The sequence below is a fragment of the Methylophilus sp. 'Pure River' genome (assembly GCF_046765995.1).
In the GTDB taxonomy this organism is placed as follows: domain Bacteria; phylum Pseudomonadota; class Gammaproteobacteria; order Burkholderiales; family Methylophilaceae; genus Methylophilus.
Genome location: NZ_JBKOUE010000001.1, coordinates 340,354 through 358,436, shown reverse-complemented (window position 1 = coordinate 358,436; position 18,083 = coordinate 340,354). Strand labels below are relative to the sequence as shown.

The window sequence follows — 18,083 nt, the reverse complement described above, 5'->3', positions numbered from 1 at the left end:
ATTGAAATAATCATGTCTACAAAACAACCTTTAAGTCATTTGGACTGGCTGGAAGCTGAAGCCATCCATATTCTGCGTGAAGTGGCAGGCCAATGCGCCAACCCGGTATTGCTGTTTTCGGGCGGCAAAGATTCCCTGTGCATTTTGCGACTGGCAGAAAAAGCATTCCGCCCTGGCCGCTTCCCCTTCCCGCTCATGCATATCGATACCGGTCACAACTATCAGGAAGTGATTAACTTCCGTGACCAGCGTGCGGCTGAGCTTGGCGAGCGCCTGATTGTGCGTTCGGTTGAAGACTCCATGAAACGCGGTACCGTGGTATTGAAAACACCCGATGAACCGCGCAACAAGCACCAGTCGGTGACTTTGCTCGAAGCCATTGAAGAGTTTGGCTTTGATTGCTGCATCGGCGGTGCTCGTCGTGACGAAGAAAAAGCCCGCGCGAAAGAGCGCATCATGAGTTTCCGTGATGAATTTGGCCAGTGGGACCCGAAAAACCAGCGTCCTGAACTCTGGAACCTGTATAACGCCCGTGTACACAAAGGCGAAAACATTCGTGCTTTCCCGATCTCCAATTGGACCGAGATGGACGTATGGCAGTATATCGAACGCGAAAAACTCGAACTGCCTAGCATTTACTTTGCCCACCAGCGTGACATCGTCATGCGTCACGGTGCCATCTTCCCGGTGAATGTGCCTTTGGCCTCCGGCGAGCTGATTAACCAGCCCAAAGCAGGTGAAGAAGTCATCAATATGCAGGTACGTTTCCGTACTGTGGGCGATGTGACGTGCACCGCCCCGGTGATTTCCGATGCCGATGACGTGAGCAAGATCGTGGTAGAAACTGCCACCACCACCATTACCGAGCGCGGCGCGACTCGCCTGGACGATCAAACGTCTGATGCCTCGATGGAGCAGCGTAAGAAAGAAGGTTATTTCTAATATGACGACACAACATAACGACTCCTTGCTGCGTTTTATGACCTGCGGCAGCGTGGATGATGGCAAAAGCACGCTGATTGGCCGCTTGCTGTACGACACCAAAACCATTTTGGCCGATACGCTGAACAACATTGAGCGCACCTCGAAAAAACGCGGTATGGAAGCGGTTGACCTGTCATTGCTGACAGATGGCCTGCAAGCCGAGCGTGAGCAAGGCATTACCATTGACGTCGCTTACCGCTACTTCAGCACTGGCACGCGTAAGTACATCATTGCTGATGCCCCTGGCCATGAGCAATACACACGCAACATGGTCACCGCGGCTTCTACTGCGAATCTGGCGATCATTTTGATTGATGCGCGCAAGGGCGTACTGACGCAAACACGCCGCCACAGCTACCTGGCGCACCTGGTGGGCATTCCACATATCGTGGTAGCCGTGAACAAGATGGACCTGGTGAATTATGACCAGGCCACTTATGAAAAGATCAAAGCTGACTACATTGCCTTTGCGACTGAAATTGGCCTGGCACAGGCACGTGACATCAAGTTTATTCCAATGTCAGCCCTCAATGGAGACATGCTGGTAGACCGTCTGGACAATATGGACTGGTACCAGGGCGAAACCTTGCTGGATATCCTGGAAGCAGCGCCAGCAGCGCACAGCGAACAAGCAGAAGCTTTCCGCTTCCCGGTGCAGTTTGTCTGCCGTCCGCACGACTCTGCCAACCCAGAGCTGCACGACTTCCGTGGCTTTATGGGCCGTGTGGAATCTGGTTCAATCGCTGTCGGCGATGCGGTGACCGTCTTACCCAATGGCTACCAGTCTAAAGTTAAAGCCATTCAATTGGGCAACGATCAACTGCAAACAGCACAAACAGAACAAAGCATTACGCTGTTGCTGGAAGATGAAATTGACACCTCACGTGGCGACATGATCGTCAAAACCAGTGAAGCGCCAGAAGCCGTCAAACAAATTGAGGCACATGTGTGCTGGCTGTCCGAGACACCACTCTCCCCTGCCCGCACTTACATCGTGCGCCACACCACACGTGAATCCAAAGCCAAAATTGGCAGTATTCAATACAAGGTGGATGTGAATACGCTGGAGCAACAAGCCACAGCCGACCTCAAAATGAATGATATCGCGCGTGTTAGCTTCAAACTGGCGCAACCACTGATGGTCGACAGCTACGACAAGAACCGCGCCACCGGTGCCTTTATTGTCATTGACGAAAGCAGCAACAACACCGTTGGTGCTGGCATGATTGTTTAATTCAGCAGAAGCTGACGAAAGACAAAGCAACGCATCGTCAATTTGTCTAAATTGCAATAAAATATCGTTTTGGCTGACATAGCCTGCAAAGGATTTAAAACATGACTTATGTAGTAACCGAGAATTGTATTCAGTGCAAATATACCGACTGCGTCGATGTATGCCCGGTAGATTGCTTTGTTGAAGGCCCTAACTTCCTGGCAATCAACCCGGATGAGTGTATTGACTGCACGCTATGCGTTGCTGAATGCCCGGCAGAAGCCATTTTCTCTGAAGATGACGTACCTGCAGACCAGCAGCATTTTATTGAACTCAATGCGCGCCTCTCTACCGTTTGGCCAACCATCACGGCACGTAAAGAGCCGCTGCCAGATGCAGATGCCATGAATGGTAAAGCAGGCAAAACAGCACAGTTGATTGAATAAGCCGTTAGCGCTCAAGCCAAACACGTAAAAGCCGCTCATTGAGCGGCTTTTTGTTTGATGCCTGACCTTAACTTACCATCGAGGCTATCTTAAGCAAAAACCAATGGCCGTGGGTTGAAATTGATGCCCGCCCCCTGTGTAATACGCGGTGCCACTGGCATACCCAATCAGGGCACGATCCGAACTAGTCAATTGCACAACATATCCACACTTGGTCATGCCTGTGGTTTCTAAGCGCCAGGTGCCAGACTCATTGCTAGCCGTGATGATCGCAGGTGTTTTGGTTAACACGCCCCCCGGATTACCAAGAATCGCAATCGAGACACTCCCCAGAAAATCGTCTGCCGCGCTATAACTGCCGGTAATGGCATCGCCGACCTTAATATCCGAACAAGGCCCTTGATCCATGGTAATGGCGGCAGTCGGAGCAGTGTTATCCACCCTCACTTTAATCGTATTCGATAAATAAGTGGTCGCCGGATTTAAAGGATCCACGACTTCCATCTGCAGCCAGCGGTAAGGACTGGCATCGCCTGCCGTGTGTAAAACACCTAGAATATCCAGGTTTACAAAGGTTTGTAGCGGCGCAACCAAGTCCTCCTGGTACTCGATATAGCCGTCTGCCAGCGGCGCTTGTGTGACGGGTGCCGGAAAGCTCCAGGTACCGCCACTTAGTTGTTCCAACGCCAGCTTGAACGGATTCGTCACGGGATTAAAGTGAATACCATCCGTGCTGTAGTTCAAGCGGTACTTGAGCTTGGCTACCCCACTGCTGGCATCTGGCGCATTGCCAATATGGCCGCTAATCCAGAGACTGTTGCCAAACGGGGCATCGCTAAACGCCGCGTTGGTCAATGTACCCGCCGCCGGATGAATATCGGCAATACTTTGCCCACAAACGGCCGTAATCATCGGGGCTGGCTTCCAGTTTTGATCAATCATGCCCGGTGTTAACATGATCGTGGTGTTTTCAGCATTGCCCCACACTGGTCTATAGTCCGGGGTATTGGCTGGTGGCGGTGAACTCCAGGAAAGGATAGCGCGCATTTTCGCGTACACTGGCCCCTGCTTGCAGGGTTTCTTATATTTACTTAAATCGACAGGCAAAAACACCGCATAATTAAAGCCGTCCTTGGGCAAGCTATGGATATCATGCACTTGCACCGAGGTGAGGCCCATGTCCTGCCAGCCCGCGCCAAAATCAAGGTAGAAACGTACATACTCCTGACTGCCCTTGGTACACAAGCTTCCCGAATAGCCCTGTGACTTCTTGATTTTTAACACACCAACCAAATGGTCCAGCGTTGCTCTGGGTTGCAGGCCAATACAATTAAGCTCTTCAAAATCGATATTGCCATCGGTATTGGCAATACTCTCTACCACTTTAGGCCAGTCAAACTTCAGCGGTCCAAACGATTGCTTGACCTGCGCCTGCAACGCACTGAGTTGGGCTGGCTGCGCCATCAATGTTTGTACTAAAGGATAAGCCAAACGATGTGGGGCTAACTGCGCCTCGTGATAGCTTTGCTCCAGGGCAACATAATTGACAGGCAACACGGCGGTGGGAATTTTCAGATCCAGATCGATCAACTCACTGACGTCTTTCAAGATTGCGCTATCAATTAAGTCTTTGAGCAGCAGACTGTGTGCAGGCTGGGCCAGGATATGGGCATTCACCACATTGCCCCACACTGGTGTGTAATGTGGAGTATTGGCAGGCGGCGCGACGCCCCATGACAAGATCGCACGCGCCAGGAGTTGATTTGCTTTTTTGCATGAATAACGCTTGATATCCACTGGCATCTCTACCGCATACTCCAAGCGACCTTCATGCTTCACATCGTGGACATTTAAACTGGCTAGGCCCTGATCCACCCAAGTAATCCCATCGTCAAAGGATAAATAAAACCTGACGTACTCTTGCGAACCCGCTGAACACAAGCCACCTGAGTAACCGTTATCCTGGTTGATATATACCACTGCCTTGAGCAGATTAAATTGCGGCTGCAAACCCAGGCAACCCAGATTCTCATAGTGGATATTGCCCTGTATCTTTTGCACCGCTTTTGGCAAGCCAGCGCCCGATAAATGCCCAAAATAATTGGCATTGCCTACAATCAGGGTTTGAAAATGGCTCCGCAATTTGCTAAGTTCAGCGGAAACGACTTGGCGTTTAAATGGTTGATTTTGCATGGCGCGTCATCCTCGGTCAGGTTGTGATTGAATGCGTTTTAAGCACTCAAGTTACCCAACCGCGCACAAGAACACCATACTGCAATTGCATACATTTTCTAAGAAAATAAACGCAATTTATCGCATTTAATGTTGTTTTGACGCCACCTCAAGCCATCCATTTTCTTCCGCGGTTTTCAGTGCAGCATAGCGTGAGTTAACATTCATCAGCGCCATGGCGCGCTGAAATTCGGTGCGCACGGTGGCCGGTGATTTGTTTAAATGGATGGCCAACACTTTGGATTCAGTGGTTTTAAATTTCTGGCAGGCTTTCATTAAATCAGATAGCGCCGGGGTCAATGGATTGTCGTGCATCATCTGGCTCTCTCAATCAGGTTAAAGCGTATATCCACATCAAAATACAATGCCAATAAATACAATAACACAATATTATTAACTTTAATTAACAATTTAAGTTGATAATAGACAGAGAATGACCCAGCAACACGCATGGTGATTGTCAGAAAAGCTTTACATACTGGATTTTTTACGAGGAAGCGCCCGCAACAAGCGCATGAGTCAGTTGACGCAAAAGCCCGGACAAAAAAGCCCGAGCAGAAGCCTAAGAGTACCCTAAAAGTTTTTTCACCGGGCCGTAGCTACGCCTATGTTCCGGCGTGATGCCATATTGCGCCAACCTTGCCAGATGCAGCGCTGTGGGATAGCCTTTATGCTGCGCAAAACCATATTGTGGATACTCTGCATCCAGCACCAGCAAGGAAGCATCCCTGGCGGTTTTAGCGAGGATAGAAGCGGCAGAAATTTCAGCGACTTTACTATCGCCTTTTACAATCGCTTCACAAGGTAATTCAAATTTCGGACAGCGATTGCCATCCACCTGAATCAATGTCGCATGCACCCCAAACTGCGCCACCATCGCATGGTAGGCGCGCTGCATGGCCAGCAGGCTGGCTTGCAGAATGTTGATTTCGTCGATCTCCTGCGCGCTGACGCTGGCAATACCCCAGGCCAGTGCCTGCGCCTTAATCTCAATCGCCAACGCATCACGCTTGGCTTCAGACAGTTTTTTTGAGTCCGCCAGGCCAGCAATTGGCCGTTCCGGGTTAAGAATCACCGCCGCCGCGTACACCGCACCGGCCAATGGTCCCCTGCCCGCTTCATCAATGCCACATAGTCGCTGCATCAACATCAAGCCTGTAAGAACTGTTTGACGACAGCCGCGGCTTTTTGCGCGCTGTTTTGTTTAAGTTGCGCATGAATATGGCGGTATTTTTCCTGCAACACGGCGAGACCGGTTTTATCTGCCAGCAAATTGTAGAGTGTCTGTGCAACACCTTCTGGCGTCGCTTCTTTTTGCAACAACTCAGGTACAATAAATTCACCAGCCAAAATATTGGGCAGGCCGACATAAGGCTGCAAGCGCATACGTTTCAGCAACTGCCAGCTCATATTAGACATTTTGTAGGTGATCACCATCGGCTTTTTCAGCAAAGCCGCTTCCAGCGTGGCCGTGCCTGAGGCCACCAACACAGCATCTGCTGCGGTCATCGCATCATGCGCATGGCCAAACATGATTTGCAGATCTATGGCAGTATCAGGCTTTTGCGTTAATAGCTGGTGCAAGGCACTGGTAAAGATGTCACGTGTTTCACGCGTCACCAGTGGCACCAGAAACTGAACCTGTTGTCCGTTCTCACGCATCAAGCGATCAAACACAATGGCGGTTTCCAGCAATAACTCAGCATGAAAATTCACCTCAGACTGGCGACTGCCTGGCAACATGGCAATCACCACGTGGTTTTTCTTCAATTTGAGCTTTTCCCTGGCCTGACCAACATCCGGTTCCATAGGCAAAGCATCTGCCAAAGGGTGGCCGATATAAGTGACAGGCACGCCAACTTGCTGATACAGCGCAGGCTCAAACGGGAACAGCGCCAACATGTGTGACACCGCGCGTTTGATTTTATGGATGCGCTTTTGCCGCCAGGCCCAGATTGAAGGGCTCACGTAATGGATGGTCGCAATGCCTTTGGCTTTGAGTTTGCGCTCCAACCAGAAGTTAAAGTCAGGCGCATCAATGCCAATAAAGACATCAGGCCTTTCTTTGAGGATATGTTTATACAGCTGCTTGCGCAGTTTCAATAAACCCCACAAGTGCCGCAGTACCTCAAGGTAACCGCGCACAGACAGGCGTTCTATCGGGAATAAGGACTTAGCCCCCAAACTCATCATTTTGGGGCCCGCGATGCCGAAAATCTCGACCTCAGGCTGTAACGATTTCAGTTCCTGAATGAGATGATAGCCCAGCAAGTCTCCGGAGGCCTCTCCCGCCACCATTGCAATCTTAGCCATAGTCTCTTTGAATTAACGTACAATGCCGCGCGTTGTTTGCGCAAGAAAACGGGTCATCAAGCCAATTTCGGGGCAGGATTTTTCCATGTCAGCCAAGGCCGTTTTAGCCTCTTCCAAGGACAAACCCTGGCGGTACAACACCTTATAAGCGCGCTTGATCTGCTGGATAGTCTCGGCACTAAACCCACGGCGTTTGAGGCCTTCTGAATTAATACCATGCGGCGCTGCATCATAACCAGCCGCGGTGACATAAGGCGGAATGTCTTTGAATACGACAGACCCCACGGCAGTAATAATATGTTCGCCGATCTGGCAGAACTGGTGAATTAGCGTAAAGCCGCCCAGAATCGCGTGATCGTAAATAGTCACATGCCCGGCCAGCGACGAGTTGTTGGCCATAATGGTGTGGTTACCAACGATGCAATCATGCGCGATATGCACATAAGCCATGATCCAGTTATGGTTGCCGATTTTGGTGGTGCCTTTATCCTGCACGGTGCCCCGGTTAAAGGTACAGAACTCACGGATGGTATTGTGGTCACCGATTTCCAGCAGCGTTGGCTCATCTTTGAATTTCTTGTCTTGCGGCTTGGCGCCCAGGGAAGAAAACTGGAAGATTTCGTTATGCTTGCCTATGGTGGTTGGCCCTTCAATCACCACATGTCCGGCAATCTTGGTGCCTGCATCAATGCGGACACCCGCACCAATGGTGGTATAGGGCCCTACTTCCACCGAGCTATCCAGCTCAGCTTTAGGGTCAATGAGTGCGGTAGGATGAATCAGGCTTTGCATGTTTACTTGTACAGCCAGCCTTTAAGGCAGGCGCATCTATGGTTATTTTTCAATGGCTTTGAGGATACACATCATATTGGCTTCTGCCACCACTTCGTCGCCCACTTTGGCCACGGCAATGTATTTCCAGATCCCCTTGAGGATACGGTCAATCTTAACGTGTAGAATAATCTGGTCACCAGGTGATACCGGCTTTTTAAAGCGTACGTTATCAATGCCGGCAAAGTAATACACCGAGTCATTGGTCGGCTTGGTGCCCATGGTTTTAAAAGACAGCAAAGCTGCTGCTTGCGCCATGGCTTCAACAATCAGTACGCCAGGCATCACTGGATGGTATGGGAAGTGACCAGGGAAATAAGGCTCATTGACCGAGACGTTTTTCACGGCAGTAATCTCTTTACCCAACTCCATGGACAATACACGGTCAACCAGCACAAATGGATAGCGGTGCGGCAAGTGTTCCAAAATCTCATGAATATCCATGCTATTCATTGTGTTTTCAGCCATAAAATCTCTCAATCTTCCGAATGTTTTTGTATGTTGCTTATTGCTTGCTCAAGCCGTTTGAGCTTGAGGTTATGTTGTTCCAAATGACGGATGTTTGCGGCCGTCCGTAGCCAGTCTTCGTGCTTCTGAAATGGCATCACCGCTGTATAAGTACCCGCTTGCTGTATGGAGCGCATAATCATGGAGCCTGGTGAGATGGTGACACCATCAACGATGTGCAAGTGACCCAGTATCATGGCCGCCCCACCAATCTTGCAGTGCGCGCCGATCACGGCACTACCCGCAATACCAACGCAGCCCGCAATCACAGTATGCGCGCCAATACGAACATTATGGGCGACCTGTATCAAATTGTCCAACTTCACACCGTCTTCGATCACGGTATCATCCAGTGCACCGCGATCCACCGTCGTATTAGCACCAATATCGACATGATCACCAATCACTACGCGGCCAATTTGCGGTATTTTAACCCATTGGCCTTGTTCTTCTGCATAGCCAAAACCATCATTTCCAATCACACAGCCGGAAAACAAATGGCAATGGCTACCGATGACAGTACCATGCTTGACGACAACACGTGGCTCTAACACCGTATGTGCGCCTATCGTCACATCATCTTCAATTATGCAACCCGCACCAATGCGTACATCACGGCCCAACTTCACGCGATCACCGATGCTCACCATGGCATCTACCGTCAACTCTGCAGGCAAATGTGTATCAAAACCGATTGCAGCACTGGCATGTACGTGATTCACATACTGCTTGGGTGGATTCATCAATGCAGACAGCTTGGCAAAATAAGCATACGGATTATCCGTCAGGATACAGGGCAACGCTGACAAATGACGGTGCTCAGGCCGCAGGATCACTGCCGCGGCCTGCGTGGCCTGCAATGATTGTGTGTATTTGGTGTCATTAAAAAAAGCAATGGCATCAGGTTGCGCTTGCGCCAAAGAGGCCATGCGAGCCACCTTGAGCGCTGCTGCACCGGCATATGTGCCAATGTCTAGCTGTCCACCCAGAGACGCAACAATCTCTTGTAATGTGAAGTGTTGCGCCATATGAAGTACTACCCTTGAGAATAACTTGAGAACGGTGGTCGCTGGTTATTTCTTACCCAGCAATTTAAGAACTTTATCCGTAATATCGATACGTTTACTGGCATACGCCACGCCACTGTAGGCGACCAGGTCATAGCCCTCGCTTTCGGAAACGGTTTGCACAGCCTTGTTAATACGCTCCTGCAGCAAAGCCAGCTCTTCGTTCTTGCGCAGGTTGATATCTTCACGCAACTCGCGTTGCTTGCTTTGAAATTCAAGACGCAGGTTATTTAACTGACGCTCTTTTTGGCGGCGGTCCGCTTCCACAATATTGGCCCGGTCATGATCCAGTTGTGATTCCAGGTCGCGAATCTGCTTTTGCAGCTTATCCAGCTCCAGTGAACGCGGGCTAAACTCTTTCTCCAGCTTCTTGCCTGTTTCAGCCGTTTGCGGGGCCTCCTGCAGTAGCTTGTCTACTTGCACATAGCCAACCTTGAAATCAGCAGCCATCACCTGGCCACAACACAGCAAGAGGCCGAGCAACCCTACCAGAATACTTCTCATGCCATGACTCCCTTCCGTACCTGCTCTATTGCAACCTGATACAGCTCACACATTAGAACTGCTGTCCAAACTGGAATTGCAACATTTGCGTATCATCACCACTCTTATCGTTCAACGGCTTGGCCAGCACCAGCTTCAATGGGCCGAATGGTGACACCCACGTCACGCCCACACCAGTGGAGAATCTCAAGTATTCGGAGTTGATCGAATCATCCTTACCATACACACCACCACCATCGACAAACGCACTCAACCTGAACTGGTTAGATTGCGACACAAATGGCACCGGCATAAACAACTCAACGTTACCCACAAAGCGCTTGGTACCACCCACCGCAAAGTCTGAACCTGTGCTTGGGTTGATTTGGCGCGGGCCCAAAGAGGAGTTCAGGAAACCACGCACGCTGTTTACACCACCGGCGTAGAAGTTTTTGAAGAACGGATAGTTCTTGCCGCCATAACTGTCAGCATAACCCGCTTCGCCGTTCAGCATCAGGGTAAAGTCTTTACCCAGGTCCTTGTACCAGCTATGTTGGTAGCTGACTTTATAATACTGTAAATCCAGCCCGGGAATAGAAACATCGCCTGACAGACGCTGTAATACACCACGGCGTGGGAACAGAATATTGTCACGCGAGTCATACGTCCAGCCTGCGTTAAACACGATGGAGTTACTGCTACAACCATTATTATTACCGCAGAAGTTCAGGTATTGAATGGGGCTGCTGGCAGACAGCTCAACATCGGTAAAGTCCAGCGTTAAGCCCGCACTGATAAAGTCCATCTCGGACATCGGCATACCAAAGCGCACACCCACACCGTAAGACTGGCTGTTATAGGTACCCACGTTTAAGGTACTGGAGTTCCTGCGGCTGGTATCGACGTCACGACGATAGATATCAAAGCCACGACTGATACCATCTGGCGTGTAATACGGGTCAGTATAAGACAAGGAATACACCGTGTTGTAGCTGCTGGTATTCACTTGCAAGGCTACGCGATTACCAGTCCCCAGGAAGTTAGGCTGGTTGATGTTAAAACCAAGCACCACGCCATCACTACTGGACAAACCGGCACCAAACTGCACGCTGCCCGTAGCCTTTTCTGCCACGGTGACGTTCATATCGACCTGATCATTGACGCCTGGGACCCCGGGTGTTTCCAACTCTACCGAGTCGAAAAAGTTCAAGCGCTGAATACGCTCTTTGGAACGTTTGATCTTGTCGCCAGCATACCAGGCTGACTCCAGTTGACGCATTTCACGTCTGACCACAGCGTCTCGTGTACGGGTATTACCCTGTACGTTAATCCGTCTGACATACACTTTGCGGCCTGGGTCAACGAAGAAAGTAAAGGCAACCGTATGCTCCAGCTTATTTATTTCAGGCACCGCGTTCACGTTAGCAAACGCATACCCCTCTTCACCCAGCTTGTCATTCATGTTTTTGCTGGCATCCGTCACCTTCTGGCGGCTAAATACTTCGCCATCCTGGATATTGATCAGCTTGCGCAAGTCCTCTTCCGGCAACAGCATGTCGCCTGCCAGTTTGGTCTTGCTGATATTGTACTTTTCACCTTCGGTCAGGTTGATGGTGATATACACATCACGCTTGTCTGGGGAAATCGAGACCTGTGTTGAGTCAATCGAAAACTCCAGATAGCCCTGGTTCATATAAAACGAACGCAGCGCTTCGAGGTCAGCAGTCAGCTTTTGCTTGGAATACTGGTCATCCTTATTCCACCAGCTCATCCAGTTTGGTGTCGTCAGCAAAAAGTTGGCGCGCAGATCTTCAGTCTTGAATAAATGGTTACCGACAATATTGATGTCACGGATCTTGGCAGCCGGACCTTCGGTAATTTCAAAGCGAATCGCCACACGGTTACGCTCTAACGGACTTGCCGTTGCTTTTACTTCCGCGCTGTATTTACCTTGTGATAGGTATTGGCGCTTGATTTCCTGCTCGGCTCTGTCAAGTTGGGATTTATCGAAAATCTGACCTTCTGCAATACCGATTTGTTTCAGGCCATCCTTGATTTTGTCTGTCTGGAAGGATTTATTGCCGCTAAAGTCAATTTGCGTGACGGAAGGACGCTCCTGCACAGTCACGACCAATACATCACCTTCATTTTCGATACGCACATCTTTAAAAAAACCAGTCGCATACAGGGATTTAATCGCCTGCGCGGCTTTTTCGTCACTCATGACATCGCCTACCTGCATTGGTAGGTAATTAAATACGGTCCCGGGTTCGGTGCGCTGCAGGCCTTCGACACGAATATCGGTAATCACAAAAGGCTCTGCGGCATACGCGCTGACGTGCATCACCCCCGCCAATAAACACAACCACAATTTGGAACTGGATTTTATTCTCATTAACTATGCTTTCAACCTATCAGGTAACGATTGATGTCATTAAAAAATGCAATCACCATCAATGCCCCTAAAATACCTAAACCCAGACGCTGCCCAATCGCCAACACCTTGTCAGGTAATGGTTCTCCTCGTATCAATTCCGCCATATGATACAACAAATGACCGCCATCCAATACTGGAATCGGTAGCAGATTCATGACGGCAATACTGATACTCAGCAAAGCAATAAAACCGATGTAAGGCTTAAGCCCCATCCCGGCCGATTCACCCGCGGCATCAGCGATGCTCACCGGCCCGCTGATGGCTTTGAGTGACGCCTGGCCAGTGATCATCTTGCCCAGCATTTTCAGGGTAAATGCAATGGTTTCCTGCATTTTATCCAGCGCCCGCACAGCGGCTTGTGATGCACTGTACTGGCGAACCACCTGATATGGCGTTAAATCCACAGCATCCATATTGACGGCGGCACCCAAGCGACCGATTTTTTGCCCGCCTTGCTGTATGGCCTCCGGCAACAACTTCACCTGCACCAGGCGATCTCCGCGCTGATATTCAATTTTCAACGGCTGGGCTGGACTGGCACGCACCAGTTTGACAAACTGCTGCCAATCCGTAACAGGCTTCTGGTTGACCTTAAGGATACGGTCACCTGTTTGCAAACCACTCTGCTCTGCAACAGAGTCCGACATCACGTCACCAATCACAGCGGGAACCACAGGCATCAATACAGCCAGGCCGGTTTTCTGCATGACCTCACCATCTGGCTCACCAGCCAACTGGTTCAGCGGCAATACCTGTTGATGCATCTCTCCTTGCGGCGTTCTGGTGACGACTGCTACCGGCTTGTGCACCATCCAGCTTTCCAGTAATTGCCATTGTGCCTCTTGCCAAGTGGCGACAGGTTTAGCATCCAATGATACGATCAGGTCGCCTTGGCGTAATTTGGCGGCCGCCGCCAGCGAGCCCTGCTCTACTGGCCCGATATAGGGCTTAAGTCCAATTTCACCTTGGGCAATCAAGCCCCAATAGCATACAAATGCCAGCAACAGGTTAGCCAAAGGCCCAGCAAATACAATCCACATTTTCGCAGCGATAGACTGCTTGTCAAACGCTTGCGACCAGTCAGCGCCAGGCGCAGGCGCCACATCCGTCTCGCGACTGTCCAACATTTTGACGTAACCACCCAATGGAATCCACGACAACACCCACTCGGTCGCTTGCGCATGTGCCTGATATTTGAAGATAGGCTTGCCAAAGCCAATAGAAAACTTGAGCACACGTACACCACAACTGCGTGCCGCCAGATAATGGCCAAACTCATGAATGGTGACCAGCACACCAATGGCAACAATAAACGCCCAGATAGAGGTCATACGCTGACAGCCTTGCGCACTGGGGCAGTGGTCATATTAGCAATTGCTTGTGTCACAAACGCTCTGGCTTCTGCATCAATCGCCAGCAATTGCTCAATCGATTGCACCTGCTCAGCAGGCAATTGCTGCAAAGTCATTTCCAGCAAACGTGGAATGTCCAGATATTGAATCTGCTCACGCAAGAAGGCAGCCACCGCCACTTCGTTGGCGGCGTTGAGGATAGCGGGCGCCGTGCCGCCTGCGGCCAATGCGTCATAAGCCAAGCTCAAGCATGGAAAACGCTGGGTATCAGGCGCTTCAAATTCCAGCTTGGCCACCTCAATCAAACTCAGCGGTTTCACGCCGGAAGCAATGCGCTCCGGATAGGCCAGGCCATAGGCAATCGGCGTGCGCATATCAGGGTTACCCAATTGCGCCAGGATACTGCCATCGACATAAGACACCATAGAGTGAATCACGCTTTGTGGATGCACCACGACTTCGATTTGCTCGGGACGTGCATCAAACAGCCAGCGCGCCTCAATCACTTCCAGCCCTTTGTTCATCAGCGTGGATGAATCAATGGTAATTTTCGCGCCCATCACCCAATTCGGATGTTTAAGCGCCAGGGCTGGGGTGACATCCTGTAGTTGTGCCTGCGTGTAGCGGCGGAAAGGACCACCGGAAGCCGTGAGGATAATCTGGTTAACGCCAACATCGCGCAAATCGCTGTAGGCTTGCCTTGGCATGACCTGGAAGATGGCATTATGCTCGCTATCAATCGGCAACAAGGTAGCTTGTCCTTGTTTGACGGCATCCATAAACAATTGGCCTGCCATCACCAGGGTTTCTTTATTAGCGAGTAAAATCTTTTTGCCTGCTTTTGCCGCTGCCAGCGCTGGTAGCAAGCCTGCCGCACCGACAATGGCAGCCATCACAATGCTGACTTCTGCATGAGCAGCTACTTCAGTTAACCCATCAACACCGGCTAACACCTCAATCTTGAGCTGTTCAGCTTGCACACGTTGCTGCAACAATTGCGCAGACGCGGCATCCTGCATCACCGCATAACGTGGCTGATATTGCGCACATTGCTGCAACATGGCCTCCACATTGCTGTGCGCCGTCAGCGCAAACACGCCATAGCGGCCAGGATGTTGTGAAATCACATCCAGTGTCTGCTGACCGATAGTGCCGGTGCTGCCGAGTATGGTGACGTATTGCACATTAACCTCTTAAAACGAATAAGTCTGTTGCCAGTAATGAAACCAGAACAGCAGGCACATGCCAATAGGCAACGCCGGAATCACGCCATCAACGCGGTCCAGCAAACCACCATGGCCCGGTAAAAATTGGCCACTGTCTTTAAGATTGGCGCGACGCTTAAAAAAGGATTCAAACAAGTCGCCATAAATACCGGCAATGGTCACTACCCACAACCCGGGCAATACCCACCAGGTAGCCACTGCACCGCTAAGCTTTAAAGCAGCAGCATACACAGCCACTGCCAGCAATGCACCCGCAACGCCTTCCCAAGTCTTGCCAGGGCTAATGGCAGGGGCCAACTTGTGACGTCCAAACTGTTTACCGGCAAAATAAGCGGCGCTGTCTGCCAGCCAGATGGTGGAAATAATCACCAGCAACACATAAGGATTGACTTCCTTGGCGGTGACTAATGCCATCCATAATGACATCATCAAACCCCAACCTAATACCAGGTTCAGTGATTTGTGTTTGGAAAAGTCATTAAAAAATAGTGCGATAGGCACCACACATAGCCAGAACAGGCTAGCGGCGGCAAATACTTGCAAGGCGCGATAAAAAAACCAGTGAAACCCAAATTGTTGCAAAAGACACAGCAAACCCACGCCAGTGACCGCAGACACAGCCAAGTAAACACGCGTTTGTGTCACACTCAGTTGCAAGAAGCCAGCCCATTCACGCAAACAGACCAGTGTCAGCACCAGCATCACCGCTGCCCAACCCATCAGTGACAACCAAAACAGGGCTGGCAAAAACAAGCCCAGCAATACAATTGCAGTAATGATTCTGGTTTTTAACATAGTTTACTTAGAGGGAGCGCTATCGGTAGTCAGTTGTTCACTGGTGCGACCAAAGCGTCTTTCGCGTTGGTGATACGAAGCCAAGGCAGCTTCAAAAGCAGCGTCGTCAAAGTCTGGCCACAAGGTAGGCGTAAAATAAAGCTCAGTATAAGCCAGTTGCCATAACAGGAAGTTACTGATGCGGGTTTCGCCACCGGTGCGGATAAACAAATCCGGCTCAGGCGCATATGGCATGGACAGATAAGGCGCCAGGTCTGCTTCGTTGATTTCAGTCACGTTGCCCTTGTCGGCCAGCAACTGGTTCACTGCATGCACCACATCCCAACGGCCGCCATAGTTAACGGCGATGGTTAGCGTCAAACCGGTATTGGCCGCCGTTTGCTGCTCAGCCTCCAGCATTTTTTGCTGCAAAGCATCGTTAAACGGACTGCGATCGCCGATGAGCTTCAAAATCACATTGGCTTCATGCAATTTTCTGACTTCCCTGTCCAATGCTTCCAGGAACAGACTCATTAAAAAAGTCACTTCATCCGGTGGGCGACGCCAGTTTTCGCTACTGAAAGCAAACAGGGTCAGGTATTTGATATCGAGACGGACACAGGCTTTCACCAGCGCACGTACAGATTCCAGGCCACGCTGATGACCAGCCACACGGGGTAAAAAACGCTTTTTTGCCCAACGTCCGTTGCCATCCATAATCACCGCAACATGTTGCGGCACTTCCTGAATAGGCGGGACTTGCTTGGTAGAACTGGAAAATAAACCCAAATCGATACCTGATTCCCTGATCGCGGTTAAACCGCCATCAAATCTGTTTCTTTTTGCTGCAAAATTTTGTCGACTTCGGCCACCGCCTTGTCGGTCATTTTCTGCACTTCGTCTTGCGCACGGCGCTCATCATCTTCAGAAATCGCTTTATCCTTGATCAATTTTTTCAAGGCATCGTTAGCATCGCGACGCACGTTACGGATCGCCACCTTGGCGCCCTCACCTTCGGAGCGCACAATTTTGGTCAGGTCACGACGACGCTCTTCGGTCAGCATCGGCATAGGCACACGAATCAAATCACCATTGGTGGCTGGGTTCAAACCCAGGTCACAGTCACGGATCGCCTTCTCAACCTTGGCAATCATGTTTTTCTCGTAAGGCTGCACGTTCAATGTACGCGCATCGCCCAGATTGATGTTGGCCACCTGGCTAACAGTCACCATAGAACCGTAATACTCCACCATCACGTGATCCAGCAAACCGGTATGGGCACGGCCTGTACGGATTTTCGCCAAATCGGTTTTCAATGCTTCCAGCGATCTATGCATTTTCTGCTCAGCAGATTTTTTAATTTCTTCAACCATCGTTACTCTCCAATCTTCATGTCAGGCTTAAGCCATGACACGCGTTCCTTCATTTTCGCCCAGAATCACGCGTTTCAATGCACCTTCTTTAAAGATGCTGAACACCGCAATCGGCATTTTCTGGTCACGGCACAGCGTAAATGCCGTGGCATCCATAACTTTTAAGTTCTTGTTGATCGCCTCATCATAAGAGACGATATCATAGCGTGTCGCCGTCGGGTCTTTTTTCGGGTCCGCCGTGTAAATACCGTCGACCTTGGTCGCTTTCAATACGATTTCCGCATCAATTTCTACACCGCGCAAAGCTGCCGCAGTATCTGTGGTAAAAAACGGGTTACCGGTGCCGGCACCAAAAATCACCACTTTTCCCTCTTCAAGGTAACGAATCGCCTTGCCGCGAATATAAGGCTCAGCCACCGCTTCAATATTCAGCGCACTCTGTACGCGCGCAGCCACACCCGCGTGCTTCATCGCATCCTGCAAAGCCATGGCGTTCATCACAGTGGCCAGCATGCCCATGTAATCGGCGGTTGCTCTATCCATACCTTCAGCTGCTGGGGCCACACCACGGAAAATATTGCCGCCACCGATGACGATGCCAACTTGCACGCCCATACTGACGACTTCTTTCACTTGCGCCACAATGGCCGTCACTGTTTCGCGGTTAATGCCATAGGCATCATCGCCCATCAGCGCCTCACCAGACAACTTGAGCAATATGCGCTTGAAAGCAGGTTGTGCCATGATTATTTTCCCAAACTCAAAATGTGCTTATTTAATCACAAAACGCGCTTTCTTTGGCGTCTTGCGCCCGTTTTGGGCATAAAAAAAGTGGAATCCTGGGA

Annotated in this window: 18 protein-coding genes; 3 read left to right on the top strand and 15 right to left on the bottom strand. The window is 50.4% G+C overall.

Going from position 1 to position 18,083, the window contains the following annotated elements:
- Positions 1 to 12: 12 nt before the first annotated feature.
- The 3 genes from cysD to fdxA all read left to right on the top strand — a co-directional run bounded on the left by cysD (position 13) and on the right by fdxA (position 2,643).
- Entirely contained in the window at positions 13 to 942 is a 930-nt protein-coding gene (gene cysD, locus ACIDE9_RS01880; RefSeq protein ID WP_194753234.1) for a sulfate adenylyltransferase subunit CysD, read from the top strand.
- Between the two features lies 1 nt (position 943).
- Positions 944 to 2,218: a sulfate adenylyltransferase subunit CysN gene (cysN, locus tag ACIDE9_RS01875; RefSeq protein WP_411992264.1), complete on the top strand. Its 1,275-nt coding sequence runs from the start codon at positions 944 to 946 to the stop codon at positions 2,216 to 2,218.
- 101 nt (positions 2,219 to 2,319) lie between these two features.
- Entirely contained in the window at positions 2,320 to 2,643 is a 324-nt protein-coding gene (gene fdxA / locus ACIDE9_RS01870; RefSeq protein ID WP_019881888.1) for a ferredoxin FdxA, read from the top strand.
- Positions 2,644 to 2,727: 84 nt separating this feature from the next.
- Here the strand turns inward: fdxA and ACIDE9_RS01865 are convergent, their stop codons facing one another.
- The 15 genes from ACIDE9_RS01865 to pyrH form a co-directional block, all read right to left on the bottom strand.
- Positions 2,728 to 4,836: a hypothetical protein gene (locus ACIDE9_RS01865; RefSeq protein ID WP_411992262.1), complete on the bottom strand. Its 2,109-nt coding sequence runs from the start codon at positions 4,834 to 4,836 to the stop codon at positions 2,728 to 2,730.
- 126 nt (positions 4,837 to 4,962) lie between these two features.
- Complete coding sequence (locus ACIDE9_RS01860; protein ID WP_411992260.1) at positions 4,963 to 5,193, bottom strand: DNA-binding response regulator; 231 nt, start codon at positions 5,191 to 5,193, stop codon at positions 4,963 to 4,965.
- Between the two features lie 244 nt (positions 5,194 to 5,437).
- The gene (gene rnhB / locus ACIDE9_RS01855) at positions 5,438 to 6,025 is read right to left on the bottom strand and encodes a ribonuclease HII (RefSeq protein WP_411992258.1); all 588 of its coding nucleotides are present in this window, start codon (positions 6,023 to 6,025) and stop codon (positions 5,438 to 5,440) included.
- On the bottom strand, positions 6,025 to 7,188 hold the full coding sequence (lpxB, locus tag ACIDE9_RS01850) for a lipid-A-disaccharide synthase (RefSeq protein WP_411992256.1): 1,164 nt from the start codon (positions 7,186 to 7,188) through the stop codon (positions 6,025 to 6,027). The genes rnhB and lpxB overlap by 1 nt, the downstream gene beginning before the upstream one ends.
- A 12-nt stretch (positions 7,189 to 7,200) precedes the next feature.
- Complete coding sequence (lpxA, locus tag ACIDE9_RS01845) at positions 7,201 to 7,980, bottom strand: acyl-ACP--UDP-N-acetylglucosamine O-acyltransferase (RefSeq protein WP_194740903.1); 780 nt, start codon at positions 7,978 to 7,980, stop codon at positions 7,201 to 7,203.
- 42 nt (positions 7,981 to 8,022) lie between these two features.
- A complete protein-coding gene (gene fabZ, locus ACIDE9_RS01840) occupies positions 8,023 to 8,487 on the bottom strand; it encodes a 3-hydroxyacyl-ACP dehydratase FabZ (protein WP_194740902.1) in 465 nt (154 codons plus the stop codon).
- Positions 8,488 to 8,495: 8 nt separating this feature from the next.
- Positions 8,496 to 9,554, bottom strand: a complete 1,059-nt coding sequence (lpxD, locus tag ACIDE9_RS01835) for a UDP-3-O-(3-hydroxymyristoyl)glucosamine N-acyltransferase (RefSeq protein WP_411992254.1) — start codon at positions 9,552 to 9,554, stop codon at positions 8,496 to 8,498.
- Between the two features lie 45 nt (positions 9,555 to 9,599).
- Positions 9,600 to 10,097: an OmpH family outer membrane protein gene (locus ACIDE9_RS01830; RefSeq protein ID WP_194753228.1), complete on the bottom strand. Its 498-nt coding sequence runs from the start codon at positions 10,095 to 10,097 to the stop codon at positions 9,600 to 9,602.
- 52 nt (positions 10,098 to 10,149) lie between these two features.
- Complete coding sequence (bamA, locus tag ACIDE9_RS01825; protein ID WP_411992251.1) at positions 10,150 to 12,420, bottom strand: outer membrane protein assembly factor BamA; 2,271 nt, start codon at positions 12,418 to 12,420, stop codon at positions 10,150 to 10,152.
- 62 nt (positions 12,421 to 12,482) lie between these two features.
- Complete coding sequence (gene rseP / locus ACIDE9_RS01820) at positions 12,483 to 13,844, bottom strand: RIP metalloprotease RseP (protein ID WP_411992249.1); 1,362 nt, start codon at positions 13,842 to 13,844, stop codon at positions 12,483 to 12,485.
- A complete protein-coding gene (ispC, locus tag ACIDE9_RS01815; RefSeq protein WP_411992247.1) occupies positions 13,841 to 15,049 on the bottom strand; it encodes a 1-deoxy-D-xylulose-5-phosphate reductoisomerase in 1,209 nt (402 codons plus the stop codon). The genes rseP and ispC overlap by 4 nt, the downstream gene beginning before the upstream one ends.
- Positions 15,050 to 15,058: 9 nt before the next feature.
- On the bottom strand, positions 15,059 to 15,886 hold the full coding sequence (locus ACIDE9_RS01810) for a phosphatidate cytidylyltransferase (protein ID WP_411992245.1): 828 nt from the start codon (positions 15,884 to 15,886) through the stop codon (positions 15,059 to 15,061).
- Between the two features lie 3 nt (positions 15,887 to 15,889).
- Positions 15,890 to 16,654 carry an isoprenyl transferase gene (locus tag ACIDE9_RS01805; protein WP_411992243.1) on the bottom strand — a complete coding sequence of 255 codons (765 nt, stop codon included), beginning with the start codon at positions 16,652 to 16,654 and terminating at the stop codon, positions 15,890 to 15,892.
- Between the two features lie 26 nt (positions 16,655 to 16,680).
- Positions 16,681 to 17,238: a ribosome recycling factor gene (gene frr / locus ACIDE9_RS01800; protein WP_019881872.1), complete on the bottom strand. Its 558-nt coding sequence runs from the start codon at positions 17,236 to 17,238 to the stop codon at positions 16,681 to 16,683.
- Positions 17,239 to 17,265: 27 nt separating this feature from the next.
- Entirely contained in the window at positions 17,266 to 17,982 is a 717-nt protein-coding gene (gene pyrH / locus ACIDE9_RS01795) for a UMP kinase (protein WP_019881871.1), read from the bottom strand.
- Positions 17,983 to 18,083 lie beyond the last annotated feature (101 nt).

Coding starts and splice junctions, on each gene's coding strand:
- cysD (WP_194753234.1), top strand. CDS start 13: ATGTCTACAAAACAACCTTTAAGTCATTTGGACTGGCTGGAAGCTGAA.
- cysN (WP_411992264.1), top strand. CDS start 944: ATGACGACACAACATAACGACTCCTTGCTGCGTTTTATGACCTGCGGC.
- fdxA (WP_019881888.1), top strand. CDS start 2,320: ATGACTTATGTAGTAACCGAGAATTGTATTCAGTGCAAATATACCGAC.
- ACIDE9_RS01865 (WP_411992262.1), bottom strand. CDS start 4,836: ATGCAAAATCAACCATTTAAACGCCAAGTCGTTTCCGCTGAACTTAGC.
- ACIDE9_RS01860 (WP_411992260.1), bottom strand. CDS start 5,193: ATGATGCACGACAATCCATTGACCCCGGCGCTATCTGATTTAATGAAA.
- rnhB (WP_411992258.1), bottom strand. CDS start 6,025: ATGTTGATGCAGCGACTATGTGGCATTGATGAAGCGGGCAGGGGACCA.
- lpxB (WP_411992256.1), bottom strand. CDS start 7,188: ATGGCTAAGATTGCAATGGTGGCGGGAGAGGCCTCCGGAGACTTGCTG.
- lpxA (WP_194740903.1), bottom strand. CDS start 7,980: ATGCAAAGCCTGATTCATCCTACCGCACTCATTGACCCTAAAGCTGAG.
- fabZ (WP_194740902.1), bottom strand. CDS start 8,487: ATGGCTGAAAACACAATGAATAGCATGGATATTCATGAGATTTTGGAA.
- lpxD (WP_411992254.1), bottom strand. CDS start 9,554: ATGGCGCAACACTTCACATTACAAGAGATTGTTGCGTCTCTGGGTGGA.
- ACIDE9_RS01830 (WP_194753228.1), bottom strand. CDS start 10,097: ATGAGAAGTATTCTGGTAGGGTTGCTCGGCCTCTTGCTGTGTTGTGGC.
- bamA (WP_411992251.1), bottom strand. CDS start 12,420: ATGCACGTCAGCGCGTATGCCGCAGAGCCTTTTGTGATTACCGATATT.
- rseP (WP_411992249.1), bottom strand. CDS start 13,844: ATGACCTCTATCTGGGCGTTTATTGTTGCCATTGGTGTGCTGGTCACC.
- ACIDE9_RS01810 (WP_411992245.1), bottom strand. CDS start 15,886: ATGTTAAAAACCAGAATCATTACTGCAATTGTATTGCTGGGCTTGTTT.
- frr (WP_019881872.1), bottom strand. CDS start 17,238: ATGGTTGAAGAAATTAAAAAATCTGCTGAGCAGAAAATGCATAGATCG.
- pyrH (WP_019881871.1), bottom strand. CDS start 17,982: ATGGCACAACCTGCTTTCAAGCGCATATTGCTCAAGTTGTCTGGTGAG.